Annotated in this window: 19 protein-coding genes; 2 read left to right on the forward strand and 17 right to left on the reverse strand. The window is 37.5% G+C overall.

What is annotated here, in order from left to right:
• Nucleotides 1-116 precede the first annotated feature (116 nt).
• Nucleotides 117-1,658: a S8 family peptidase gene (locus ACTTKP_RS06190; RefSeq protein ID WP_442553036.1), complete on the reverse strand. Its 1,542-nt coding sequence runs from the start codon at nucleotides 1,656-1,658 to the stop codon at nucleotides 117-119.
• Nucleotides 1,659-1,794: 136 nt separating this feature from the next.
• Here ACTTKP_RS06190 and ACTTKP_RS06195 point away from each other — a divergent pair, with 136 nt between their 5' ends.
• The gene (locus ACTTKP_RS06195) at nucleotides 1,795-3,429 is read left to right on the forward strand and encodes a putative polysaccharide biosynthesis protein (RefSeq protein WP_442553037.1); all 1,635 of its coding nucleotides are present in this window, start codon (nucleotides 1,795-1,797) and stop codon (nucleotides 3,427-3,429) included.
• Here ACTTKP_RS06195 and ACTTKP_RS06200 read toward each other — a convergent pair.
• The 7 genes from ACTTKP_RS06200 to ACTTKP_RS06230 form a co-directional block, all read right to left on the reverse strand.
• Nucleotides 3,418-4,074 (reverse strand): HAD family hydrolase, encoded by a 657-nt coding sequence (locus tag ACTTKP_RS06200; protein WP_442553038.1) that lies wholly within the window; start codon nucleotides 4,072-4,074, stop codon nucleotides 3,418-3,420. The two genes, ACTTKP_RS06195 and ACTTKP_RS06200, sit on opposite strands and share 12 nt — an antisense overlap.
• Before the next feature lie 54 nt (nucleotides 4,075-4,128).
• Nucleotides 4,129-4,686: an elongation factor P gene (gene efp / locus ACTTKP_RS06205; protein ID WP_442553039.1), complete on the reverse strand. Its 558-nt coding sequence runs from the start codon at nucleotides 4,684-4,686 to the stop codon at nucleotides 4,129-4,131.
• Between the two features lie 221 nt (nucleotides 4,687-4,907).
• The gene (locus tag ACTTKP_RS06210) at nucleotides 4,908-6,185 is read right to left on the reverse strand and encodes an FMN-binding protein (RefSeq protein WP_442553040.1); all 1,278 of its coding nucleotides are present in this window, start codon (nucleotides 6,183-6,185) and stop codon (nucleotides 4,908-4,910) included.
• A 238-nt stretch (nucleotides 6,186-6,423) separates the two neighbouring features.
• Nucleotides 6,424-7,980, reverse strand: a complete 1,557-nt coding sequence (locus ACTTKP_RS06215; RefSeq protein WP_442553041.1) for a hypothetical protein — start codon at nucleotides 7,978-7,980, stop codon at nucleotides 6,424-6,426.
• A 379-nt stretch (nucleotides 7,981-8,359) separates the two neighbouring features.
• On the reverse strand, nucleotides 8,360-9,955 hold the full coding sequence (locus ACTTKP_RS06220) for a peptide chain release factor 3 (protein WP_442553042.1): 1,596 nt from the start codon (nucleotides 9,953-9,955) through the stop codon (nucleotides 8,360-8,362).
• Nucleotides 9,956-9,981: 26 nt separating this feature from the next.
• Nucleotides 9,982-12,234, reverse strand: a complete 2,253-nt coding sequence (locus ACTTKP_RS06225; RefSeq protein ID WP_442553043.1) for a bacterial Ig-like domain-containing protein — start codon at nucleotides 12,232-12,234, stop codon at nucleotides 9,982-9,984.
• A gap of 259 nt (nucleotides 12,235-12,493) precedes the next feature.
• Entirely contained in the window at nucleotides 12,494-13,783 is a 1,290-nt protein-coding gene (locus tag ACTTKP_RS06230; protein ID WP_442553044.1) for an ATP-binding protein, read from the reverse strand.
• A gap of 206 nt (nucleotides 13,784-13,989) precedes the next feature.
• Between ACTTKP_RS06230 and ACTTKP_RS06235 the strand changes: the two genes are divergently transcribed.
• Nucleotides 13,990-14,868, forward strand: coding sequence for an HAD family hydrolase (locus ACTTKP_RS06235; RefSeq protein ID WP_442553045.1), 879 nt, complete (start codon nucleotides 13,990-13,992; stop codon nucleotides 14,866-14,868).
• A gap of 17 nt (nucleotides 14,869-14,885) precedes the next feature.
• Here the strand turns inward: ACTTKP_RS06235 and ACTTKP_RS06240 are convergent, their stop codons facing one another.
• The 9 genes from ACTTKP_RS06240 to hprK form a co-directional block, all read right to left on the reverse strand.
• The gene (locus ACTTKP_RS06240) at nucleotides 14,886-15,119 is read right to left on the reverse strand and encodes a hypothetical protein (RefSeq protein WP_442553046.1); all 234 of its coding nucleotides are present in this window, start codon (nucleotides 15,117-15,119) and stop codon (nucleotides 14,886-14,888) included.
• A gap of 15 nt (nucleotides 15,120-15,134) precedes the next feature.
• Nucleotides 15,135-16,025, reverse strand: a complete 891-nt coding sequence (gene dapA, locus ACTTKP_RS06245) for a 4-hydroxy-tetrahydrodipicolinate synthase (protein WP_442553047.1) — start codon at nucleotides 16,023-16,025, stop codon at nucleotides 15,135-15,137.
• Nucleotides 16,025-16,999, reverse strand: a complete 975-nt coding sequence (gene pfkA / locus ACTTKP_RS06250; protein WP_442553048.1) for a 6-phosphofructokinase — start codon at nucleotides 16,997-16,999, stop codon at nucleotides 16,025-16,027. The genes dapA and pfkA overlap by 1 nt, the downstream gene beginning before the upstream one ends.
• A gap of 118 nt (nucleotides 17,000-17,117) precedes the next feature.
• Entirely contained in the window at nucleotides 17,118-20,609 is a 3,492-nt protein-coding gene (locus tag ACTTKP_RS06255; RefSeq protein ID WP_442553049.1) for a DNA polymerase III subunit alpha, read from the reverse strand.
• Between the two features lie 18 nt (nucleotides 20,610-20,627).
• Nucleotides 20,628-21,566 carry a DNA-binding protein WhiA gene (gene whiA, locus ACTTKP_RS06260; protein ID WP_442553050.1) on the reverse strand — a complete coding sequence of 313 codons (939 nt, stop codon included), beginning with the start codon at nucleotides 21,564-21,566 and terminating at the stop codon, nucleotides 20,628-20,630.
• 1 nt (nucleotide 21,567) lies between these two features.
• Nucleotides 21,568-22,416, reverse strand: a complete 849-nt coding sequence (gene rapZ / locus ACTTKP_RS06265) for an RNase adapter RapZ (protein ID WP_442553051.1) — start codon at nucleotides 22,414-22,416, stop codon at nucleotides 21,568-21,570.
• A complete protein-coding gene (murB, locus tag ACTTKP_RS06270) occupies nucleotides 22,413-23,315 on the reverse strand; it encodes a UDP-N-acetylmuramate dehydrogenase (RefSeq protein WP_442553052.1) in 903 nt (300 codons plus the stop codon). Before murB ends, rapZ begins: the two co-directional genes overlap by 4 nt.
• A complete protein-coding gene (locus tag ACTTKP_RS06275) occupies nucleotides 23,315-24,250 on the reverse strand; it encodes an ROK family glucokinase (RefSeq protein WP_442553053.1) in 936 nt (311 codons plus the stop codon). Before ACTTKP_RS06275 ends, murB begins: the two co-directional genes overlap by 1 nt.
• A gap of 10 nt (nucleotides 24,251-24,260) precedes the next feature.
• A complete protein-coding gene (gene hprK / locus ACTTKP_RS06280) occupies nucleotides 24,261-25,193 on the reverse strand; it encodes an HPr(Ser) kinase/phosphatase (protein ID WP_442553054.1) in 933 nt (310 codons plus the stop codon).
• Between the last annotated feature and the right edge of the window lie 233 nt (nucleotides 25,194-25,426).

Genomic DNA, 25,426 nt, shown 5'->3' on the forward strand with positions numbered 1-25,426 from the left:
CTCTTGAAAATGGTGTATATTCATACGGCCTCGTAGAAAATAAAAAACTGACCGAATTTCTTATAACCCGGTCAGCTAAGTATATAGATAAATCAAAAATATTTACATGGGAGTAGTTATTTTACAACTACTCTCTTTATAACTTCATTACCTTGTTTGTCCATCACATAAAATGTGGCTATACCCTTTTTCAGATTCAAAACCACCTGATTTTTTTTATTCAGCTTAATCTCATAGCCTTTTGTACCCTTTTCAAAATACTTAACCTCTTTCTTTCCTTTTACCGCCCTCACTATTGCGATACCTTTTTTTTCAATCTTTATGCGTATTTTTCCTGTTTTGGTCTTATAAAATTTAATAGAGTCTTTTAACTCCTTTATTTTTTTCTGCTTCTCTATTTTTTCTGATTCAGCCTGCTTCTTTACCTCAGCCTTCCTTCTTTCTTCCTCAGCTATTTTAGCCTCTTCCAACTTTTTCTCCTCTTCATTTTTTATTTCTTCCAGTCTTTTAGCTTCTTCTCTATTTGCTTCTTCTACCTGTTTGTTAAAAAACAAAAAAGATTGATAATTATTATAGGCATAATTATAAGCTCCCAGTGCACTTAACATTCCTCCGGTAGCTACCTTACCAGATAGGGACTGCAGAGTTTTGGTTCCGTTTAAAATAGACTGCCTTATCTGAGAAATAGTAATTCCCGGAAAATCTGAATACAATAATGCCGCTGTTCCGGTAACGAATGGAGCTGCCATAGATGTTCCCTTCAAATAGCCATAAGGAGCTGATATGTTCGGTAAAATATTGTATGTTGCCGAATCTATGGTACTAAGTATCTTTGTACCCGGTGCAGCAATATCCACAGCAGTATAGCTATAGTTAGAACTTGGGTGAAGCTTCCCGTCTTCTTGTAAATTTGCCACCGAAATAATATTATCATAGACATATGATGCCGGATACATAGGCTTTAAATCTATGTCATTGCCTATGGATGTAATAGCATCTCCATTACCTGCCGCAATCACAAAAAGCATTTTTGAATTCTTGATAGCTTCTTCCAAATCTTTATCTGTACTTTCCGTTCCAAAACTTAAATTACATATCTTCGCTCCCATTTTTTCTGCATAATGTATTGCATTTATAATGTTATATGTGTAACCTGACTCGTCCTTCATGACCTTGATGACCATAACTTTTACACTGCTGCTTCCTGCAACTCCTGCTATACCTTTTGAGTTCATGGTTGCCGCTATGATTCCTGTAACATGTGTACCATGCATATCCTCTGTTCCATCATATAAAACATTATTATTATCATAAAAATTCCATCCATGTACATCATCTATATATCCGTTTCCATCATCATCTATACCATTTTCCGGAATTTCACCCTTATTAACCCAAAGTGCACCTTGCAAGTCCTCATGAGTATAATCTACTCCTGTGTCTATTACAGCAACTATAGTTTCCTGTTGGCCTCCACTGTACTTAGCCCTTACTTCCGGAAAATCTATGTCTATATCATTGGCATTATCAAGTCCCCACTGGGAATTAAAATACCGGTCATGAAATACCTGTTCAGATGCTAAAGCTTTGTATGAGAATAGCCCTGCAGCAATGCTAAATCCAAAAAAAACTGCCGATATAATCTTAGTTAATTTCATACAATCCTCCTTAGGCTTAACATGATAATAGATTACTGAGTCAGAATAAAGTCAAAACCAAAAAAAGTTGATATTCTCACTAAAAAAAGGTAGAATGAAGTATATACAAACTTATACTTAAGAAATGGAATATATAATGAGTTCACAATATAAAAAACATAACGATAATTTTCTAGTCCAAGGCAGTATACTTGCAATTACTTCTATACTTGTCCGTATCATAGGACTTGTATATAGAGTTCCGATGGCTAGAATACTCGGAAATGAAGGAATAGGTTATTATGGCTATGCCTTTGAAATATATAACTTCTGTTTCATCATTTCCTCTTACGGTATGCCTATGGCAGTATCTAAACTCGTATCAGAAAAGACTGCCAAACGGGAATATAACAATGCTTGGAAAATCCTTATAGGTGCTCTGATTGTCTCAATAATTTCCGGTGGGCTTCTATCTGCCGGTGTTTACTTTGGTGCAGGCTTTATTGCCACACATATGTTTGCCAATCCGGCAATACAAATACCACTAAAAGCTCTTGCACCTACTGTCCTTGTCAGTGCAGTACTTGGAGTTATAAGAGGTTTTTTCCAAGGCAAGGGAACAATGGTGCCTACTGCACTTTCACAGTTTTTTGAACAGATAATAAATGGTATAGTGAGTGTTTGGGCTGCATTCACATTTGCAAAATCTCATAGTGCATCCTTGGATATTGCTGCACATGGTGCTGCAGGAGGTGTTACCGGTACATTTGCCGGAACTCTCTTTGGACTTATAATCATTTATCTACTCCTCATTTTAAATATACCTACACTTAAAAGACAAAGACTCAGGGATAAATCTGAACCTGATTCTATGCCTTACCTGATAAAAATAATACTTGCAACTGTTGTGCCTGTTATGTTAAGCCAAATACTCGTACGCAGTAACGGTCTTATTTCTATGACTTTATTTAATAATATTCTCCATCTCAAAGGTATGGCAAAAGAAGCATACACCTCACTTTACGGAATATATGAGGGGAAATTTCTTTTATTATGTAATATTGTAATGGGAATCACAAGTGCAATTACTACCGCTTCCATTCCTTCTTTAGTCAGGGGTAATATCTTAAGTACGAAGAAAGAAGTAGAAAAAAAGGTTAGGCTGGCTCTGAAATTTAATCTCATGATTGCCATTCCATCCACTGTCGGGCTTGCAATCTTAGGTGCTCCTATAATCAGGCTGCTTTTTGGAGATACAGACCCCATCATAGAAAAGATTATGCTGATAGGGTCAGGTACAATTGCCCTTTACACAGTTTCCATTCTGTTCAGTACTATAATACAGAGCATATACAGCATGGTCATCCCTGTCATAATAAATATGATTGCTATGCTTATAGATATTGCATTTATCTTCTTACTTTTAAAATATACCGATACCGCAGTACTTGCTCTTGTACTTGGAGGAATGCTTATGCCTGCGATAGTAATAGTACTCAGCTTCCTCATTATCAGATTCAGGCTTCATATAAGAATTGAAATATTCAAAACCTGTATCATCCCTTCAGTTGCCTCCGGAATAATGGGAGTCTTGGTATATTTTGTATACAATATTACAACTAATTTATCCGGAAAATATTACTTCGGACTTATGGCAGCCCTTCCGATCGGTATTTTTACCTTTTTTGTATTTGAACTTCTACTAAAAGGCATCAGCAAAACTGAATTAAAAAACTTCCCCGGTGGCCGCTCTTTAATAAGGTTGGCTGTTAAAATGCATCTAATGAGATAAATTCTGCAGGAAACTTATCACATCTCCTAAGTTTTCTGCTCTTTTTATTATAATTTTAGATATATCCTCATCCGGCTCTGAAAGATCAGGTACCATAATTACATCTACTCCTGCTCCATTTGCAGAACGCACCCCATTGGGAGAATCCTCAAGTGCAAGACAGTCAGATGGTTTTTCATCTATCTTTTCACAGGCAAAAATATATACATCCGGTTCGGGTTTTCCATTCTCAACCATATCTGCACAAATAATTTGGTCAAATTTCTCTTCAAGCCCTACTTCTCTTAAACATTGCCTTGCTCTTTTTTCCGGTGTAGCAGTAACTAAGGCTCTTTTTATCCCTCCTTCTTTAAGATATTCTAAAATCTCATCAACAAACGGCTTCTTCTCTATACCAAATTTTCTTAAGTCTTCTTCCATTATTTCTTTTCGCCTGTCTCTTACTTTATCATAGTCGAAACCGCTTCCAAAAAACTCCTGCATAATAGGCTCTGCATATTTTTTTGTACAGCTTCTAAGATAAAGCTGTTCCTTCACCGTCATCTTAAATCCCATCTCATTTGCCGCCTGTATCCAAGCTTTTTGATAATGTTTCTCAGTATCTAATATAAGTCCGTCCATATCAAATAACACTGCCTTATACATATGTTCTCCTTTTAAACCTAAATAGGCTGTCACCCTCTGTGACAGCCTGTAAAATTATACTCTCTTTAAATATTCACCTGTTCTTGTATCAATCTGAATCTTATCACCCTGATTTACAAAGAGAGGTACATAAACTGTAGCACCTGTCTCAACTACTGCAGGCTTTGTAGCACCTGTAGCAGTATCTCCCTTAAATCCCGGCTCAGTATCGGTAATCTCAAGCTCTACAAACATAGGAGGCTCTATCGAGAATACCATTCCGTTATGTGAAAGCATTGATACTGTCTCATTTTCCTTAACAAACTTAAGTGCGTCTCCAACCTGCTCGGAAGTAAGTCCAAACTGCTCATAAGTTTCATTGTCCATGAAGTTGAACATATCACCATCAGCATACATATACTGCATATTCTTCCTGTCTATTCTTGCCTGAGGAAATTTCTCAGTAGGACGGAATGTAGTCTCCTTAACACCACCGTTCTTTATGTCTCTAAGTTTGGTACGCACAAAAGCTGCACCCTTTCCCGGCTTAACATGCTGAAACTCAATTATCTGGAAAACACTGTTGTCAATCTCGACTGTAAGGCCATTCCTAAAATCGCCTGCTGAAATCATTAAAAATTCCTCCTTAAAGCTTATCATAAAATTAGACTGCCCTTAATTTATAGGACACCACCATTTTATTTTACTACAAATTTATCCCGATTTCAAGATGATTTGATTATCATTCTTTTATATTTTGTAAGAATACAACAGATGTGACACCTAACCCTATACAAAAGAGAGTTAGTTCCTTATAATTGAAATCACCACAAAACCAAAAAAAGAAAAAAACTCTATTTTTTCTCCCCCAATGCCCTCTTTATTGCCTTTATTATAGCATCCGAGCTTGTTGTCGCTCCGCTTACGGCATCAACATCCGTGCTCTGTTTTTCAAGAATCGACTGTATAATCTTGTCTCTTGCAGGATAAAAATATTCTTCATCATCAATGTGCTTGACTATCTTTATATCCTTTATCTTTCCACCTTCGACAACCACACTTACAGTCAGCTTACCATTGTAGCCTACGGCACTTCCCTCAAACTCGCCATCCTTAAAGCCCTCACCGCCTGCAACTAAGTTTTGCTGTTCCTGCACATTCTTGCCCTGCTCATTCTGAGTCGTATCTGCTTTGTTAGCTGAACCGTTTCCGCCATTGTCAGCCTCTGAAGTTTCTTTTCGATTGCTTCCTGTCTTTGCATCGATTTTATCTTGAATCTGTACATCGGCTTTTGCCTCTACTATATTATTAATATCCGCGCTGCTGTATATATAGGTTGAATATACACATATTGCGAGCATAACAACCGAAAAGAGCGCTGTGCTTAAAATAGTTTTGCCTTTTATATAATCAGCCGTATTAAAGCTTTCTGCACCGTTTTCTCTCTTTGATGTCACATTACCTGCTTTCCTTTTAAAATACTTAATCAGCCTTAATGCAGCATATATTCCGAAAATTAAGGTATAAATATATAAATCAATAAGGTATGTCAGCCTCCCTGTTAAAAGTCCTCTTGAAAATATCAGAACTATATGAAAATATAAAAGTGCATAGAAAATATACGAAAGTCTCTGAAGCTTTTTCCAGCTCTTTCCTGACATCTTCTTTCTTATAATGTTAAAAGAGGTTACAGTAAGTGGTACAAGCAGCATTATCATACATGCTGAAAGCAGTGCAGCCGCAGCCTCATAGGGCTTTAAAGCAGATATATCTGTAAATAAAAGCATAAAGTATCTTTTACCATAAGATATATTATGTATCAATGTAAAAAGAGCCGCTATTATCGCCATTTCTCCCCTTACTTTGCTTAGTTTTATACGAATCCGGTTTTTTTGCGGCAGTACGCTTACATACATTACAATTATAAATATTGCTCCCTGAAGCACTCCTCCTACAAATATTTTATTTATAAACATAACTAACAAAGGCGGGAGAAATTTGTGGGGAACAAATACGGTAAATGCAGACATAAGCACTGTAATAATGTAAAATGCCGCTGCATGTTTTTTTACCTGATTATTAAATGTTGCAAAAAACCATATAGAACAGATCAGACATATTATAAGTTTCATAAAATCAAATACTAAAGTCCTTTCATTTGCTTACTTTAACCCAAATATTCACCCCATAGGTCACGTACAGCTCAATTCGTGTGCTAACGACGGCTATGCAGTCTTTTCATCCGTGACTATGGGGTGATATTACCAAATATCTGTTTAACATCATGATTTTAAGCTTATTGCCTGATTACGATATTGCGCAAGATATTTTGTTAATAATTTGGACTTAAATGTGTTAAATTTACTATGCTTATTTAGCTTTTACCTCAAATTCAACATCAGGGTATCCATCGGCAGTAAGTGTTACCTTATATGTATCTGAACCGGTGAATACAGGCTCTGAACCTGAATCAGAATTATATGCGGCATCAAGCTTGATGCTTCCGTCATCATTAAACACAGTTGCACCGAACATCCTTCCTCTGCCTCCTCTGTACTCTATCTCTCCGACCTTTGCAGAGGTTATAGAACCAAGGTAGGTTGCGATGTCAATTCCCTTAGAATTTTTCTTAAGAGAAAGCTTGTTGTCCTTGAAGCTGAAATTACCCGCTTTCAAACCGGATTCTACAAGGCACATAAATGACAGGTCAGAATATTTGTCATTTGAGAATATAAGCTGGTAGTTACCCGGTGTGCATTCCTTAGGAAGTACAAGAACGCCATCTTTTTTAGAATTGATGCTGGCTTCAACATTCATTTTTCTGTAAACTGCTCTTTCAAAAGCATACTTCTGATCACCTGTCTCAAGCTTATAATTTACTTTTGTACCCTTGTTACTATAACTTACTGTTTCATCCCCGCTAAGTTTATAGCTATCAGGAGCAAGCTCTTTGCAGTAAAGTGATGTGTCTATCTCAACATCATCTGTATTGGCAAGCATATAGGTTACCTTTGTTATGGTCTTTCCCGGTATATCTTTGAATCTCTCATATTCTTTTGGTGCATTATGATTCATGTCTGTGAACTCTTTAGCTGAAAATGATATTTCATTGGCTTTTAGCCATAAATTATCAAGATGCTTAAGACCAAATCTTTCACCATCCGAGGTTTCAATAATCGCCCCCTGCATAACCTCAGGATCTATCTCAACACCATTTATAGTAATCTCATAATTGCCATAGGCTGAGGTGGTTGTAATCTCAGCTGTTGCATCAGCATTTTTTTCAACCTTTCCTATAGTCTTGCTAAGCACTCCGTCGGAATTTATAACCTTATATTCAACAGGCTCTTTATCATCTGTTGCTTTAATTTCTTCTACAAATTCCAAAAGCTTGTTTTTCGATTCCTTTTTATCCTGTATAGCTTTTTGAGCCTCTTCATACAGTTTTTTGGAAATTGCAACATTCACTTCCTTAGGGCCGAAATACTCGGATTTTTCTCCCTCCACCACAGTGTTCACTGCAGTAAAGTACTCAACCTTGTCTATTGTAGGAGAACTTACCGCATCATAGAAGCCTTTTTTTCTAAATCCGACCTGTTCAACGGCATCTTCCTTGTCAAGCTGTGGTGCAAGACTAGCCGGATCGCTCTCCGGTTCAACATTATTAAGCTCACCATAGTAGAAATCAGCATAAGGAACAGCTATCTTTGCATATACATAATCGCCTGATGTTTCTGCCGAAGGACTGCCCGAACTGTTATTTGAGGCAGCTGAGCTGCTTTTCGACTGAGAAGCCGATGACTTCCCCAATGTTGTAGTGCTTGAAGCAGTTTTTGATGTAGTGTTTGAATTTCCCGATGAACACCCTGTTATAAAACTTACTGCCAAAGTTGCCGACATGATACTGCATAGTAATCTTTTTTTCATTGGACTTAATACTCTCCCTTTCTTGATTTTGATGCACTTTGTGCATCTGTGTATACATGTGTTTATTTATGCAAAGGCTATTTCAATATCTTGCCTGATATTGACAACCTTACAGCATACAAGTGTAAAGCTTCTGTCAGATAGTACCTGATTCATACTGTAGTGTACAGGTGTTGGTTAGCTCTATCTAACATAGGCACGCACTATTATGTCATTAAAATTATAAATTGTCAATGTAATTAAAGTCAGTAAATAAATTAACCGGTCCAATTTATTCTATGCTTTACCTTTATCCACAGAAGCACTATAATCGTTGTAATAAGCATTTTGGAGATACTTATGAAATGTCGATATTTTAAAATATTTCACTTTTTGTGTACTACATCTCCGCATTACCAAATTCAGACAGTTTCAGTCCCTCATTCCTTTCAAGCACTGTTTGAATACTCCAAGGGTGAGTAAATATAAGCAAAGGTCTACCCTTCATATCTTTGATTCTCTTAGCATCCATAGTAAGTGAAAGGCCGTCCATATCCACATCCTTATTCTCTATCCAGCGAATATGCTCATATGGCAGGGTTTCGAGGCGTATCTCCACATTATACTCCTGTAAAAGCCTGAACTTAAGTACATCAAACTGAAGTTCACCCACTGCTCCCACCAGTATTTCCTCAAATCCCTGACTATATTCCTGGAATATCTGGATAGCACCTTCCTGTGCAATCTGCTCTATTCCCTTTACAAACTGCTTACGCTTCATAGTATCTGCCTGACGAACTCTTGCAAAATGCTCCGGAGCAAAGGTAGGTATGCCTGCAAACCTAAAGTTCTCATTCGCAGAGCAAACAGTATCTCCTATTGAGAAAATACCCGGATCAAAAATACCTATAATATCTCCTGCATATGCCTCTTCTACTATTTTTCTCTCCTGTGCCATCATCTGCTGCGGCTGTGCAAGCCTTATTTTTCTTCCTGCCTGCACATGATTAACTTCCATACCTGCCTCAAACTTACCGGAGCAGATACGCATAAATGCTATTCTATCACGATGCATCTTATTCATGTTAGCCTGAATCTTAAAAACAAAGGCTGAAAATGTATCTGAAAGCGGATCAAGTTCTCCTTTATCTGTATTTCTGGAAGATGGTATATAAGTCATTTTAAGGAAATGCTCCAAAAAGGTTTCCACACCGAAGTTGGTAAGTGCAGACCCGAAGAATACCGGGCTTAACTCTCCCCTACTTACCTTTTCCTGATCAAATTCAGGGCAGGCACCGTCTAAAAGTTCAAGTTCTTCTATTAATTTCTCAAAATTATCGTTACCTAAAGAGTCTTTAGCTCCTTCATCCTTTATATCAAAATAGCTTGTTTCTACTTCCTTTGTCCCTGCATTTGCAGCCTTGAATTCCATTACAGTTTCGGTATTTCTGTCATAAACTCCCTTAAAATTCTTGCCGCATCCTATAGGCCAGTTAATAGGGCATGTTTTTATACCAAGAATGCTCTCTATCTGATCCATAAGTTCAAAAGTGTCCATTGACTCACGGTCTAACTTATTTACAAATGTGAAAATAGGTATATGTCTCATTACGCATACCTTAAAAAGCTTTATAGTCTGAGCCTCCACACCCTTACTTGCATCAACCACCATCACCGCTGAATCAGCTGCCATAAGAGTACGATAAGTATCCTCTGAGAAATCCTGGTGTCCCGGAGTATCAAGTATGTTTATACAGCATCCTCCATACTCAAACTGCATTACTGAAGAAGTAACTGAGATTCCTCTCTGCTTTTCTATTTCCATCCAGTCTGACACTGCATGTCTGCTGGTCTTTCTTGCCTTTACCGAACCTGCAAGGTTAATTGCTCCTCCATAGAGCAGAAGCTTCTCAGTAAGTGTGGTCTTTCCCGCATCAGGGTGGGATATTATCGCAAAGGTTCTGCGTTTTTCTATCTCTTTAGTTAAGTCTGACATATATCTTCCTTTCAAATAAATAAAATTTATTCCTCAACATTTCCTTTTACAGTAATCTCAAAAGTTTCAGATAAACCTTCGCTCTTTGCGGTTACTGTTACACTTGCAGTTCCTGCCGCCTTGGTAGTCATTTCACCTGTCTTTGTTACTGTTAAAACATCCTCATTATCTACTTCATAAGTAAATTCTTCATTTTTATAAGCAGAAAACAATACATAAGGTTTAATCTTAGACTTTGTCTTAACCGGCAAACTCCTATCTATAGCAACTACCATAAACGGCTTTCTCTGGTCATTGTCTCTCATCTCCTGCATAGTCACATCATTGTTATTGTTTTGCATAATCACATAAGAGCCTGATTCATATACATAGAATCTGTATAGATTACTTGCTACAAGCCCTCCGGTCAGCTGTATCATAGTCTTTTTCCTATCCGGTGTGAAGAAAATTGCTACCTTTGCAGGATCAAAACCGTCCGGCACTGTGAATTCAGCTGTCATATATTGATTTTCATCAAACTGAAAGCTGTCTACATTCAAATCAAAGGCTATGTATTTTTTTGTATTTGCATTATTTACCCTTTTTATTGCAGGTTTAATAATATATTCCTCTATCTCTTCAGTTTCAAGCTTTATTCCCTCTCTTACTACCTGATCCTGAATAAAAGCTGTAATAGTAGAACTATACTCTCCGCTTCCTACTTCTGATTTTAAAGTACCGGTTCCGGTTATTCGCCTTGCAAGAGCTTCCACGGTAAAAGTCGCTCTCTTTGCCCCGTAGTTTACAGTAAACAGGTTCTCTCCCACCTTGGAAGCTGTAGTTGTGCTTATCATATAATCATCAACATTTGACCTGCTTCCGTCATTAAATGTAGCTGTGACCACAAGTTTTTTTCTGTCTATGGATTGGAACTGCTCTAAAGCTCCTCCACTATATACGGCTTCCAATTTAGTAACCATCTTTGCTATTACCGGCACATAAATAGTAGCTGTAAGGTTTTTATACTTAACAATTACATCCTGCATCCCCACCTTATTCATCGTTTCTGTAGAAAGTTCAAAATCCGATACTGTCTTATTAGTTCCATTTGGATAATAGGCTGTAACTAAGATACTTGACTTATTAATAGTCTGACCTTCTATAACGGGACTACCATTATAGGTTGCCGTGATGTTTGTCGGTAACATCTCCGTAGCCTTAATTGTAACAGTATCGCTATAACCCTTATAGGTTACTGTAATAATATTTGGTCCGACCTTGGTTACTTTCTCCGGCGAAATAGTAAAACCTGTAGTAATCCTATCCTTAGTTTTATCATTATTGATAACTTCAACCGTTATTTGAGAAATATCTATCTTAGAATCTACAACCAAATCCGTTCCTGTATATGTTGCCGATATTTTTTCCGGATTCTTAGCTATTCCATTTACAGTAAGCTTCCCCTTTATGTCTCCATATTTTACTATCACCTCATGTGGTCCGGGTGCTTTTACCTCCAAATTTTCAAATGTAAGATCCTTAGCATTTACAGGCTTCTTATCATTATTACTGTATACAATATTTGCTTTTACCTTCTTAATATCTATGGAACTTCCTACCACTATATTTTTATCACCGGAATAAATAATTTCAAGTCCCTTAGTACCTGAGCCTTTTATTACTACATTTGTAGTCTTATTCTGATAAGTTACTGTCACATTATTTGCACCATCTGATAGTATTGCTGTCGGAGATATTGTAAACTGACTATGTGCAATAGTTCTTGTATCTGTAACCTTGCCCGTAGAAGTAATCTTATCATATCTTACTATCAATGTAATTTCACCTTTTTTTATCTCATCTCCAACATGATAATCTGTACTTCCATTCCATCTTGCCTCCATTGACTTAAAAACCAAATTTGTCTTATTTATAAAGGGTTTTGCTTCCAGCACTTTTTTACCTACAGTTCTATCCGTATTATTATAACTCACTGTAACCACAAAGCCACTTTTTTCATCTGCAGGCACCTTATCAGGAGAAAATTTTATATAAATTTTTTCTCCACTAGGAAGTTCCTTAAACTCTTGTTCTCCTTCATACTGTACTTCAATCTTAAAATCTTCAAGTTTTAGCAAATCTCCTGCAGTAACCTCTCCGCTCTCATTCACCTTCCCTATATATTCTGCTTTTATACGGGCTATTTTTTTATCATTTTCTCCATCAGCCCTAGCCACAGTAAACCCGGGTAAAGCTACAATTATCGCTAAACATAACAAAAATGACAAAATTTTCTTCATAACTGCCGGCTCCTTTCTAAAATCATATATTATACTATATCGGCATTTTATAACTTACATATAATATATAATATCAAATCTTTTCCCTCTTGCCAATTCTTTATTAAAGCCATGTATTATATAATAGTAAATTTTGCTCAATAGTCAAACTTAAAAGAAAGACTGTACCTAATCAACAATAGCCTGACTATTCCGTATCTTGATAAAAGCACAACTTCTATTGAAAATGTTAACCCATTAAGGCTGTTTTGTTCAATCACTAAATAATTTCTTTATCCAACAAGAAATCAATCACATTTATATTCAAAATACCGGTATCATCATACCAACGCTTTCCAATATCTCTCCTTACTACAATTTTAGGGAAAGAATCTCCTGTAAGTGTAAATGGTCTGAGTTCTATCTCTGATTTTTCATCAGTAGGTATAGCATAAGCTGACTGGATATAAGTTCTCTTCCCTCCTGAATTTACCACAAAATCAATTTCCCTTGGAGTCCGAACTGAATTCCCATTGTCATTAACAGTTCTTGAGTATACAACACCAACATCAACCAAAAACTGCCTGCTCCTCAACTCATTATATATAATGTTCTCCATTATATGTGTCATTTCCTGCTGACGAAAGCCTATTCTTGCATTTCTCAAGCCTATATCCTCGCTGTAATATTTACTTGGAGAATCAAAATATAATTTCCCTTTTACATCATATCGCTTACTTTCTGAAAAAAGGAAGGCATCTTCCAAATGTCCGATATATGCACGAATTGTATTTGCAGATACCCCACTCCCCTGTTTAGACTTCAATGTATTTGCAATTTTGTTTGGATTCGTTAATGAACCGACTGATGAACAAATCAAATCCAAAATTTGTTCCAGTACATCTTGCCTTTCAATTCTCTTGCGTTCAACAATATCCTTAATATACACTTCTGAAAAAAGTGTTTTAAGATAATTCATCTTAGCCGTCTCATTAGGTCTCGATAAAATAAGCGGCATACCGCCATAGAATGCATATTCATCAAATGCTTCGTTTTTATCTCCTCCAACAGCAGAGTAATACTCTGCAAAACTAAGCGGGTGTACTCTTATTTCATCGCTTCGACCTCTAAATTCAGTAAGAATGTCACTGGAAAGCATTTTTGAATTGCTTCCGGTTACATAAACATCCAGATTTGATAAGCCTCTCAAATCATTAAGAGCATCGTAAAAAGTAATTTTCTTACCATCCGGATTATATGGATTGGCTACCTCATCAGACATTTGTATTTCATCAACAAAGAGATAATACTCTTCTTTACTTTTCTCCACTTTTTCCCTTACATAAGCTGAAAGAATGAGTGGATTACGGTATTTAATATCTTTTGCAAGGTCAAGCTCAATAGTAATAATCTGCTCCTCTTTTACACCATTCTCAATCAGGTAATCTCTATATATTTTTTTAAGAAGATAGGATTTACCACATCTCCTAATACCGGTGATTACTTTCACCAAGCCATCAAAACGGTACGCAATCAACTGTTTCAGATAACTATCACGCTTAATTTCCATAAAATCCACTCCATTTCATTGAAAATTTCTGCCCATTAAGGCTTTCTTATTCAAAATTATATATCTTTTCTTTCAGATTTTCAATTTCATTTTTGATAACATACCTATAGCTGACGATTAACACTGTTTTGCTTACTATTCATACATGGATGGCGGTATATTTCCCTCTTGCCAATTCCTAATTAAACTACTATAATTATTTTATTATGAAGAAGAAAATATTATTTTTTGACATTGACGGAACTTTACTTGGCAGAAAGGAATATCTGCCTGAAACTGCTGTAGAGGCAATAAAAAAAACTCAGGCAAAGGGTAATCTTTGCTTTATTTGTAGTGGCAGAAGCAAGTCTATGCTGCCTAAAAAACTCCTCGACTTAAGCTTTGACGGTATTATCTGCGGTGGTGGTACTTATATTTCCTTTGAAAATGAAGTACTTGTTGACCATAGACTACAGCCTACTGAACTTTCAAGGCTTCTCGACTGGTTTGAAGGCTCAGACCTCGGACTTTTCTTCGAAGGCGATGAATATATCCATGTTCTTCCTCTTGAGAGATATAGTGACCCTACAAGACTTAAGGTTCTTTTAAAAGAGCTGTCTGCCCCTCTAAAGGAAATAAGGCGTGACAACTTGGAAGAACTCAGTGTAGGTAAGTTTTCAGGTATGATAAGCCCTCTCCAATGGGATTATGCCATGAAGATGGCGAATGATATAAAAGATTTTATGACTGCTATTATCCATAGAATGCCTAATGAGGATAAGTTCAAGGCAGCCAATACACCTTTAGATACAAACAATAAAGATGATAAGGTAAGCTGGTCAGGTTATGGCTTTGTCGAATTCCTTCCAAACGGCTTTAACAAGGCTACCGCCATCAAAGCTGTACTTGGTCATCTCAATCTTCCACTTTCATCAGCCTTCGGCTTTGGTGACAGTGAAAATGACAGAGAAATGCTTACACTGCTTCCCAATTCTATTTGCATGGGCAACGGAGATGAGAATATTAAAAAAATTGCCTCGTATGTAGCCCCTCCTTTACTTGAGGACGGCATATACAAGGCAATGGAACATTTTAATTTAATCTAAATGCCAATTTTATAAACTTAAGCCTCAATTGCTTCACTTTCTGCAGCTGCTTCCTGTACTCTTTTCAGGTTGAAATAACCTCTGGAGTGAGGAGCAGCTTTTGTTTCGCAAGCCTCTCCTTCACATTCACACTCTTCCATATCACAACTACCATTACAACATGGACAGAATTTCTTATAGAGCATATATGCTGTTCCCACCAAAACTGCCACTCCGGCAACAGCTGAAGCTACTCCTATTAATTTTTTCATAGCATCCTCCTTATATTATTTTAAAAGTCCTGCGTTAATAAGTTCTTTTTTAAGAATCTCCCTATGAGCATCCGGCATAGCAGTAAGAGGTTTTCTAAATCCTCCAACCTCATATCCTAAAAGATTCATAGCCTCCTTCACCGGAATAGGGTTGACATCTATAAATAATGTATTTATCAGTGAAAGATATTTATTCTGAATATCTAAGGCTTTCTTTGCGTCTCCATTTATAAAACTCATTACCATGTCATGCATTTCTTTCGGTATAACATGAGAAGCTACGGAAATCACTCCTTTACCTCCCATCGCACAAACAGCAACTACCTGATCGTCATTACCTGAATAAATATCAAAATCAAGATCTGCCGTGAGTGCAGCTATCTTTGCTATGTTAGAAATATTACCGGATGCTTCCTTCACTGCAACTATGTTTTTAACATCTTTCGCAAGCCTGTATACTGTCTCAGGCTCAATATTTACTCCGGTTCTTCCCGGAATATTATAAAGAACTACAGGTATAGTAACTGCATTTGCAGTATCCGCAAAATGCTCATACATACCCTCAGCTGTAGCTTTATTATAATAAGGAGATACCAAGAGAAGTGCATCTGCTCCCACATCTTCAGCCTCTTTCGACATCTCTATAGATGTATATGTACAGTTTGAACCTGTACCTGCAATTACAGGCACTCTTCCATTTACAAATTTGACAGCCTCAGCAATAACATCCATGTGCTCTCTCTCGGTGAGAGTTGCCGATTCTCCTGTTGTACCACAGATTACAAGACCATCCACTCCTTCTTCAATCTGCTTGTTTATAAGTTCCTCTAACTTAGAATAATTTACACTTCCATCAGGACAAAGTGGAGTTATAAGGGCTGTTGCAACTCCTTCAAAAATCGACATTATCTGACAAGCCTCCTTCCAAGCTCTACCATCCATGGATCTGCTGTCTTGCTCATCTTAAGTGCCTCTGCTATGTCATAATCTACAAACTGTCCGCCCTTCATACCAACTACACGATTTGTCTTTCCCTCTAATAGAAGATCCACAGCCTTTGCTCCAAACATACTTGCGTATACTCTATCTGCAGCAGTAGGTCCGCCACCTCTCTGAATATGTCCAAGAACTGTAGCCCTTGTCTCCATGCCTGTAGCCATTTCAATAAGTTTTGCCATTTCATTGGAATTGCCTACACTTTCAGCATTAATAATAATATAATGCTTTTTGCCCTTTGCACGGAGCTCCTTAATTCTTTCTATTATGACATCAAGCTTTCCATCATAAGTTTCAGATGTAAGAATCTCCTCAGAGCCATTAGCAATACCGCACCAAAGTGCTATATAACCGGCTCCTCTTCCCATAACTTCAATAATATTACATCTTTCATGAGAAGTTGAAGTATCCCTTACCTTGTCTATACATTCCATAGCTGTATTGACTGCTGTATCAAAGCCGATAGTATACTCTGTGCAGGCAATGTCATTATCAATAGTTCCCGGAAGAGCTATGGTATTTATGCCTCTTTCAGCAAGTCTGCCTGCTCCCTGAAAAGAACCGTCTCCACCAATAACTACCATTCCGTCTATGCCATGTTTTTTACATATTTCAGCAGCCTTATCCTGTACTTCAGGCAACTTAAATTCAGGACATCTGGCTGTATAAAGTACAGTACCTCCACGCTGTATCACATCTGATACATTTCTTGAATCCATATCAATAATATCCTCTTCAAGAAGGCCTGCATATCCTCTTCTTATTCCCTTTACTTTTTTACCTGCTGAAAGAGCTGCACGAACAACACTTCTTATGCATGCATTCATTCCCGGAGCATCTCCTCCACTTGTAAGTACTCCTATTGTATTAATTTCTTTCGCCATCTTTCTACCTCCATAGATTTATTTACATTTTTCAAAATTCTCTAAAATAAAAGTCTTCCGCACCCATTTTAATACAAATTAATCCTACAATCAACAACAAGTTTATTTAGCTCTTAACTTATGGCAGTTTTGTTACAACCTTTACATTTGAATCACCAAGCTTTGCCCTTAACAGAGCTTTTACAGATTCAGCATAAGATATACCTTTCACTGTACTTACTCGTTTTATCTGCTTCTCCTGCCTGCAATAAAACATGACCTTTGCACTTCCTTTATTGGCTATAAAAATATCATTAAGTTCGGCCTCAACCTCTGCCAACTTAGTTTTGTTTTCAAACTGAAGCCATACCTCTCTTAACACATCTTCAAAAGGCACTATCTTTTCTGCAATCAGTTTGGCATCGCTTTCTTCCTCAAGTGATGCCTTACCCGAAATTACATATTTTCCACCTTCTGCAATAATATTCTTATATTTCTCATAATCTCTTGGAAATACTATTATTTCAACCACTCCTACTAAATCTTCAAGATTAATAAAAGCCATCTGTTGGTTATTCTTTGTAATTTTTTTGTTAATCCCCGTTGCTATTCCCCCAAGAATATAATGCCCCCCTGAATCTGCATCCACCTTTCCTTCGTCCTTATCATAGAAAAAATTTAATGAGTTGGCATTACACACATCTCTTATCAATTCCTGATAGCTTTCCAAAGGATGTCCACTCAAATAGACACCTAACATCTCTTTTTCAAATGCCAGTTTTGTTTCTATATCAAATTCACCTAATACAGGCATTTTTACTTCCAATGCAGATAAGTCTTCTTGTGGTGCTATATCAAAAAGGCTTAACTGCCCTGCCATCTTGCCCTTTTTTTCTTGGTTAACTGAGTCAATTACCTGTTCATATACAGCCATTTTTTCACGCCTTGTTCCGGGTAAGCAGTCAACTGCACCTGCCTTTATAAGGGCTTCAAAACCTTTTTTATTAAGTATTCCTGAAAGTCTCTCCGCTAAGTCCGACAAACTCCTGTATGGACCTCTCTGCTGCCTCTCTTCTGTTATTTTTCCGGTAACATTTTCTCCAACTCCCTTAATTGCAGACATTCCATAGCGTATTCCCTTATCTGCTACCGTAAATCTTCCCTCACCTTCATTTACATCCGGCGGCAACACATCCATTCCCATATCCTTACAATCTAATATATAGTTAGAAATCTTATCCACCCTCGAAATCACACTCGTTAATAAGGCTGCCATATACTCTTTGGGATAATAATACTTTAGGTAAGCAGTCTGATAAGTCACAAAGGCATAGCCTGCTCCATGTGAACGGTTAAATGCATAATCTGCAAAATCAATCATCTTGTCATATATCCTGTTTGCAACACTTTCAGATATTCCCCGTGAAACACAGCCATATATTCCCTTGTCTTTATCTCCATATACAAAACCCTGCCTGCCCTGCCTCATTACATTACCATCTTTTTTAGACATGGCACGGCGCAGTACATCACTCTGTCCATAACTATATCCGGCAAGATCCCTTACTATCTGCATAACCTGTTCCTGATAAACCATACAACCATAAGTGGATTCAAGTATAGGCTTAACTTCTTCACAGTCGTATTCTATAGCAGACGAATCTTTCTTTCCATTTATATAATCATCAATAAAGTCCATAGGTCCCGGTCTGAAGAGTGAAATCCCTGCAATTATATCTTCTATATTATCCGGTCTCAGCTTTTTCATAAAGTTGGTCATTCCCGGACTTTCTAACTGAAATACCCCTTCTGTCTTTCCTTCACTAAGCATCAGATAGACATTTTTATCATCCATATCAATAGTCTTTAAATCAAAGTCGGACTTCCCTTCTTCTCTTCTCTTGATATTTATCCTGCTTATCGCATCATCAATAACGGTAAGATTTCTAAGTCCTAAAAAGTCCATTTTCAGTAGTCCCAGCTGTTCTAAAGTTTTCATAGTAAACTGAGTCGTAATTGCCCCGTCAGTACCCATCGAAAGTGGTACATAATGGTCTGCTTCTCTCTTACTTATAACCACTCCTGCCGCATGGGTCGATGCATGGCGTGGCAGTCCCTCGAGCCTTTTAGACAAATCTATAAGCCTTCTTACTTCTACATCTTCTTCATAAAGCCTTTTAAGATCAGGATTCAGTTCCAATGCCATATCTATTTCTATCTTTTTGCCATTTTTACCTATCGGTATCATTTTTGCTATTTTGTCACAAAAACTATAAGGCAAATCTAAGGCTCTTCCCACATCCCTGATTACCATTTTTGCCGCCATTGTTCCAAAGGTAATTATCTGAACCACCTTTTCCCTGCCATATTTTTCAGTAACATAATCTATTACTTCCTGTCTTCTGCTCTCGCAAAAGTCCATATCTATATCGGGCATGGTAACTCTCTCAGGATTTAAAAAACGCTCAAAGAGAAGGTTATACTTTATAGGATCTATATCTGTAATTTCTAAGCAATAAGCTACTATGCTTCCGGCAGCAGAGCCTCTACCCGGTCCTACAGGTATGTGGCTTTGCTTTGCAAAATTTACATAGTCCCACACTATTAGAAAATAGTCTACAAACCCCATATTGGCTATGGTATCCAACTCATACCTGAGCCTTTCCCTTATTTCTTCTTCCTCAGCTCCTGTAATGCCCTCATATCTTTTCTTAAATCCATCTTCACAAAGTTTCTTTAAATATGAAAGTGAGTCATAGCCATCCGGCACCTCATATTTTGGCAGATGATATTTCCCAAATTCTATATTAACATTGCATCTTTTTGCTATTTTTTCAGTATTTTCTATAGCCTCAGGAATATAATGAAATATCTCCTTCATTTCCTCAGGTGATTTTACATAAAACTGCCCACCCTCGTACTTCATTCTATCGTCATCGGTTACGATTTTCTGAGTCTGAATACAGATAAGTACATCATGTGCCTCTGCATCTTCTTTGTATAGATAATGACAGTCATTTGTAGCAATAAGAGGTATCCCTGTCTCAGAAGAAATTCTCATCAAACCCTGATTTGCAAATTTCTGCTCTGGAAGTCCATGGTCTTGAAGCTCTAAAAAGAAATTATTTTCTCCAAATATATCTCTAAGCTTTTCCGCCTCAGCTCTTGCCCCCTCATAATCTCCCTGTCTTAATTTTGTAGGGACTATTCCGGCTAAGCAGGCTGAAGAGGCTATAATCCCTTCATGGTACTCCTTAAGCAATTCATAATCCACTCTCGGTTTATAATAAAAGCCTTCTGTAAATCCTCTGGATACCATTTTTATCAGGTTTTTATAACCTGTGTCATTCTCAGCAAGCAAAATTAAGTGATTGTAACGCTTCGCTGATTTTTCCATTCCTTTCTCAAACCTCGAACCCGGAGCTACATACACTTCACATCCAAGTATCGGCTTAATGCCCTCAGCCTTACAAGCCTTATAGAATTCTATTACTCCATACATTACACCATGGTCTGTAATCGCACAGGCATCCATCCCCAGCTCTTTCACTCGTTTTACAAGTTCTCTAATTTTACTTGACCCGTCTAAGAGACTATATCCTGTATGTAAATGTAAATGTGTAAAGCCCATATCTCCTTCTTTCTAAACCTAACCTCTATGTTCCTGTGCTATCTGACTGATTTTATTAAGCCTATGGTTTACTCCTGATTTACCAAGAGGTTCTTCTAAAAGTGCACCAAGTTCCTTCAGAGTTGCATCAGGATATTCCATACGGAGCTTCGCTAACTCCCTAAGTCCCTCCTGTAAGGTATCTAATTTATTGATTTTCTGCAGATAATAGATATCATCTAACTGTTTAGCTGCTGCCGATGCTGTCTTTTTTATATTTGCAGTTTCGCAGTTTACCTTACGGTTAACCTTATTTTTTACATCTTTCAAAATCCTTATATTTTCAAATTCCATAAGGGATTTGTGTGCCTCTGTAATTCTAAAAAAATCCGCCAAAGCATCACTGTCCTTAATATAAACAGGATAGTGATTCTTCCTCTGCACTAATTTTGCCTTGATAGCAAGATTGGAGAGAATTTCAATAAGTTCATTACCTGCCATACTGTTCCCTACAACTATTTCTAAATGATAACCTTTTGCAGGGTCGCCCATAGATCCCGCCGCCAAAAAAGCTCCTCTTGCAAAGGCTTTCTTACAACAGCTGTTCTGTACCACGAGATTTGATACGAGGGAATAATCTTCCCTTATCCTTCCGGACTTATCTATAAGCTTAATTCCAAAAAGCACTTCCTTTGCTTCATTATTCTTAATTAAAATTGTATATATGAGGGTTTTCCCGGCAGTGTTTTTTCGTATAGAAACCTCTCCTATTATGCCAAATGCCTTTTTTAAAAGTATGGAATATTTTTTTACCGTATAAATATTCTCCGTATGGATGAAAAGTCTGTAATTTCCTGTTTCAGTAATTCTTACCCTTCCACAAATGGCTATAATTGCAGTTAATTCTGCTATCTGGCAATGCCTTCCGCTTGGCACATACTCCGTAAGTTCTTCTTTTACATCTGATGAAAAGGACATATCAAATCTCCCTGTGTTCTATCCTCGCCTTATATTCAGTCTCCCTAAACCACTCAAGCAGAGCATTTGCCAGTGTTACCGACCTGTGTTTTCCACCTGTGCATCCTATAGCAATAACGAGCTGATTCTTCCCTTCCGCCATATAATTAGGAAGTAAAAAATCTACCATTTCTGTAAGTTTAGACAAAAACTGTCTCGCTGCCTCTGAAGACATAACAAATTCATAAACCTCTTTATCATTGCCCGTCTTTTCCTTTAATTCAGGTATATAAAACGGATTTGGCAAAAACCTCACATCGAACACAAGATCGGCATCTGATGGAATTCCATATTTATAACCAAAAGAAAGTATAGTAGTCACAAAACCATTATACTTTTCATCATTTATAAATATTTTATACAATTCAGCCCTCAGCTCCCTTGTAAGCAGTCTGCTTGTATCGATAAGATAATCTGCACTTTCCTTAAGAAAAGCAAGCCTTTCTCTTTCTCTTACTATGCCGGTTTCAATCCTGCCTGCTCCGGAAAGCGGATGTGTACGCCTTGTTTCCTTATACCTTCTTATAAGACTCTCATCTGAAGCCTCCATAAAAAGAATCTCTGCACCTTCATTTTTTATCTGCGGAAGAATACCTGCCAGTCTGTCAAGCCCCGAACCACTTCTTATATCTATGCCGATAGCCGTACCTATGTGCTCTCCTCTTGTCTTTGTCAAGTTTACAAAATCAGCTAAAAAATCGACCGGCAGATTATCTACACAAAAATACCCCGCATCTTCAAGGCTCTTTATTGCAGTAGTCTTACCCGCTCCTGACATTCCCGTAATTATAACCAATTTTGAAGTATTCATAACATTTTTACCTCCGGAGAGAGTTTCACTCCACTTTTTTCCTCTACCACTTTCCGGACATAAGCTATAAGCTCTTTTACATCATTTGCGGTCGCATTATCAGCATTTATAATAAATCCGCTGTGCTTCTTTGATACTTCCGCACCTCCTATTCTCGTTCCCTTTAACCCGGCTTCCTCTATTAACTGTGAGGCATAGCCTGTCTCAGGTCTTTTAAATGTTGAGCCTGCGCTTGGATATTCAAGAGGCTGCTTTTCTCTTCTTTTTTCTGTCAGCTCATCTATCTTAGACAGGATTTCTTCTTTTTTCCCCGGCATAAGTTTAAAATCAGCAGTAACTACTATTGCATTTTTAAGTTCACTCAATATACTGTGACGGTAAGAAAATTCCATGTCTTCTGCTGAAAAATACTTAAGCATCCCATCTGTAAGAACATAGACACCTTCTACTACATCCTTCATTTCTCCGCCATAAGCCCCTGCATTCATGCATATAGCTCCACCTACTGAGCCGGGTATACCTGATGCAAATTCAAGTCCTGTAAGTTCTTTTTCTGCTGCAAAGAGAGCTAAGGCAGATAGACTGAGTCCTGCCCCTGCTCTTATAATATCCCCGTCCATCCTAGCCCCTGCAAGCTTGCCGGATAGATGTATTATTACTCCCTCTAATCCTTCATCAGCTACTAACAGATTGCTTCCGTTACCCAGTACAAAAAATCTGACTCCTTCTTTTCTGCAAAAATCAGTTACTTTAAGAAGCTCCTCCATTGTTGTAATTTCAAGAAAAACCTCTGCAGGACCTCCAATTTTAAAACTGGTATGTTCACTCATCGGTTCATTTAAAAATATGGCTTCGCCACATAATATGTTTTGAAGCCCTTTCACAAATTCACTATTCATTATCCTATTTTTTCTCCTGCTACCATGGCGGCACAGCCATATATGCCTGCATCATTTCCTAAAGTTGCAAGTCTGAATTCTTTATTTTTTAAAGCATCCATTACAAACTCATTGTAATATTTACCGATAGCCTTAAGAAGCACATCTCCTGCTTTAGATACACCTCCACCTATTACAAAGGCTTCCGGATCTGTTATCTGTGCAATTCCGGAGCAGGCAAATGCCAAGTACCAACCAATCTTATCAAGTACTTCTGTTCCTATTTCATCTTTTTTCTTAGCCGCATCTATTACATCTTTTGCTGAAAAATCATCTATATCTGAAAGGCTTGTTGTCTTCTTACCTTCTGCCATAGCAAGCTTTGCAAGACGGACTATACCCGTTGCTGAAGCATACTGTTCAAGGCAACCTTTTTTACCACAGTTACAAGCCACTTCTTCATGTGGATTTACGCAGATATGTCCAATTTCACCACCGGCTCCATTAGCTCCTGCAATTATCTTACCACCAATAATAACTCCTCCGCCTACACCTGTTCCAAGGGTTACCATTACAAGGCTTGCATAACCCTTGCCTCCACCCTGCCACAATTCTCCAAGTGCAGCTGCATTTGCATCATTGGCAACCTGAGCCTTGAGACCTGTGAGTTTCTCAATTTCCGCCTTAACATCAGTTCTTCCCCAATGCATATTTACACATTGCGATACTATCCCATCTCCTGTCACAGGTCCCGGCACATCTATACCGATTCCTGAACAATCTTTCTTAAGGTATTCATCTGTAAAATGATCCTCTATTGATTTTGCAACATCAACAAGCACTGTTTCCGGAACAGTAGGTATTTCCCATTTTGAAATAAGTTCTCCCTTTATAGAAAACATTCCCAGCTTAACTGATGTTCCACCTATATCTACTCCAAAACAAAATTTGCCCATAATCTTCTCCTTAAATATCCCTGTTTTTCATAAAATTGGACTGTATTCTGTCATAAAACTCTTTGGCTGCATTGTAACCCATCTTCTTCTGACGATTATTAACTGCTGCCGACTCACAAATAATTGCAAGATTTCTGCCCGGACGGATAGGTATACTATGGCTTATAAGATTAATTCCAAGAATCTCAGTATACTGTTCTTCAAGACCGAGCCTGTCGAACTCATAATCCTTATTCCACTCCATAAGTTTTATTATAAGGTCAATGTTTTGGAAATTCTTAACACTTGCCACACCGAAAAGTGTTCTTACATCTATAATTCCAATACCCCTAAGTTCTATAAGATGCTTTGTTATTTCAGGAGCTGTACCTACCAAGGTATCTTCACTTATTTTCTTAATTTCAACTACATCATCAGATACAAGACGATGTCCTCTCTTGATAAGTTCAAGGGCAGCCTCACTCTTACCAATTCCGCTTTCACCCATGATAAGCACACCCTCACCATAAACATCTACAAATACCCCATGTATAGATATCCTTGGAGCAAGCTGATGACGCATATAGCGGATAGCCTCAGCCATAAATGCTGAAGTAGCCTTTTCTGTCCAAAGAATTGGAACTTTTTTCTCATTTGCCCTTTCTAAAAGCTTGTCAGGCACCTCTATTCCTCTACAAAAAATCAGACAAGGAATCTTATAATCCATAAGTTTTGTCAGAACCTTAACTCCCTGCTCTTCATCCATTCTCTCAAGATAAGCCCTCTCAACATGACCTATAACCTGAATTCGCTCTGAATCAAAGTAGTCAAAAAAGCCTGCCAGCTGAAGTGCAGGACGGTTTACATCTATGTGTTTAATCAAAATATTTTCTGTGTCAATATCCGGCGTAAGATTATCAAGCCCCATTTTCTCTATAAGTTCTGATAATGGCACACTATACATACCTTCCATATTTTTGCTCCTTTTCCTTAAAATATTGGTTATTTCAGTATAGCATGAAGTGTGGTGTTATTCAAGAATTCTATTTAGTCGGGATTGGGGTTTTTCATAGGGTGTAGTTTTTCAACTTAAATGCAACATGGTGTTGCACTTACTCTGACAGGTACCTCTGTTGCATTTATATAAATTGCAACCCTAAATGTCAGTATTTTATAAATTTTTTTCTAAGCTATTAT

Origin of the sequence: Catonella sp. (assembly GCF_052169795.1) — a bacterium.
In the GTDB taxonomy this organism is placed as follows: domain Bacteria; phylum Bacillota; class Clostridia; order Lachnospirales; family Lachnospiraceae; genus Catonella.

Coding starts and splice junctions, on each gene's coding strand:
- ACTTKP_RS06190 (WP_442553036.1), bottom strand. CDS start 1,658: ATGAAATTAACTAAGATTATATCGGCAGTTTTTTTTGGATTTAGCATT.
- ACTTKP_RS06195 (WP_442553037.1), top strand. CDS start 1,795: ATGAGTTCACAATATAAAAAACATAACGATAATTTTCTAGTCCAAGGC.
- ACTTKP_RS06200 (WP_442553038.1), bottom strand. CDS start 4,074: ATGTATAAGGCAGTGTTATTTGATATGGACGGACTTATATTAGATACT.
- efp (WP_442553039.1), bottom strand. CDS start 4,686: ATGATTTCAGCAGGCGATTTTAGGAATGGCCTTACAGTCGAGATTGAC.
- ACTTKP_RS06210 (WP_442553040.1), bottom strand. CDS start 6,185: ATGAAACTTATAATATGTCTGATCTGTTCTATATGGTTTTTTGCAACA.
- ACTTKP_RS06215 (WP_442553041.1), bottom strand. CDS start 7,980: ATGAAAAAAAGATTACTATGCAGTATCATGTCGGCAACTTTGGCAGTA.
- ACTTKP_RS06220 (WP_442553042.1), bottom strand. CDS start 9,955: ATGTCAGACTTAACTAAAGAGATAGAAAAACGCAGAACCTTTGCGATA.
- ACTTKP_RS06225 (WP_442553043.1), bottom strand. CDS start 12,234: ATGAAGAAAATTTTGTCATTTTTGTTATGTTTAGCGATAATTGTAGCT.
- ACTTKP_RS06230 (WP_442553044.1), bottom strand. CDS start 13,783: ATGGAAATTAAGCGTGATAGTTATCTGAAACAGTTGATTGCGTACCGT.
- ACTTKP_RS06235 (WP_442553045.1), top strand. CDS start 13,990: ATGAAGAAGAAAATATTATTTTTTGACATTGACGGAACTTTACTTGGC.
- ACTTKP_RS06240 (WP_442553046.1), bottom strand. CDS start 15,119: ATGAAAAAATTAATAGGAGTAGCTTCAGCTGTTGCCGGAGTGGCAGTT.
- dapA (WP_442553047.1), bottom strand. CDS start 16,025: ATGTCGATTTTTGAAGGAGTTGCAACAGCCCTTATAACTCCACTTTGT.
- pfkA (WP_442553048.1), bottom strand. CDS start 16,999: ATGGCGAAAGAAATTAATACAATAGGAGTACTTACAAGTGGAGGAGAT.
- ACTTKP_RS06255 (WP_442553049.1), bottom strand. CDS start 20,609: ATGGGCTTTACACATTTACATTTACATACAGGATATAGTCTCTTAGAC.
- whiA (WP_442553050.1), bottom strand. CDS start 21,566: ATGTCCTTTTCATCAGATGTAAAAGAAGAACTTACGGAGTATGTGCCA.
- rapZ (WP_442553051.1), bottom strand. CDS start 22,416: ATGAATACTTCAAAATTGGTTATAATTACGGGAATGTCAGGAGCGGGT.
- murB (WP_442553052.1), bottom strand. CDS start 23,315: ATGAATAGTGAATTTGTGAAAGGGCTTCAAAACATATTATGTGGCGAA.
- ACTTKP_RS06275 (WP_442553053.1), bottom strand. CDS start 24,250: ATGGGCAAATTTTGTTTTGGAGTAGATATAGGTGGAACATCAGTTAAG.
- hprK (WP_442553054.1), bottom strand. CDS start 25,193: ATGTATAGTGTGCCATTATCAGAACTTATAGAGAAAATGGGGCTTGAT.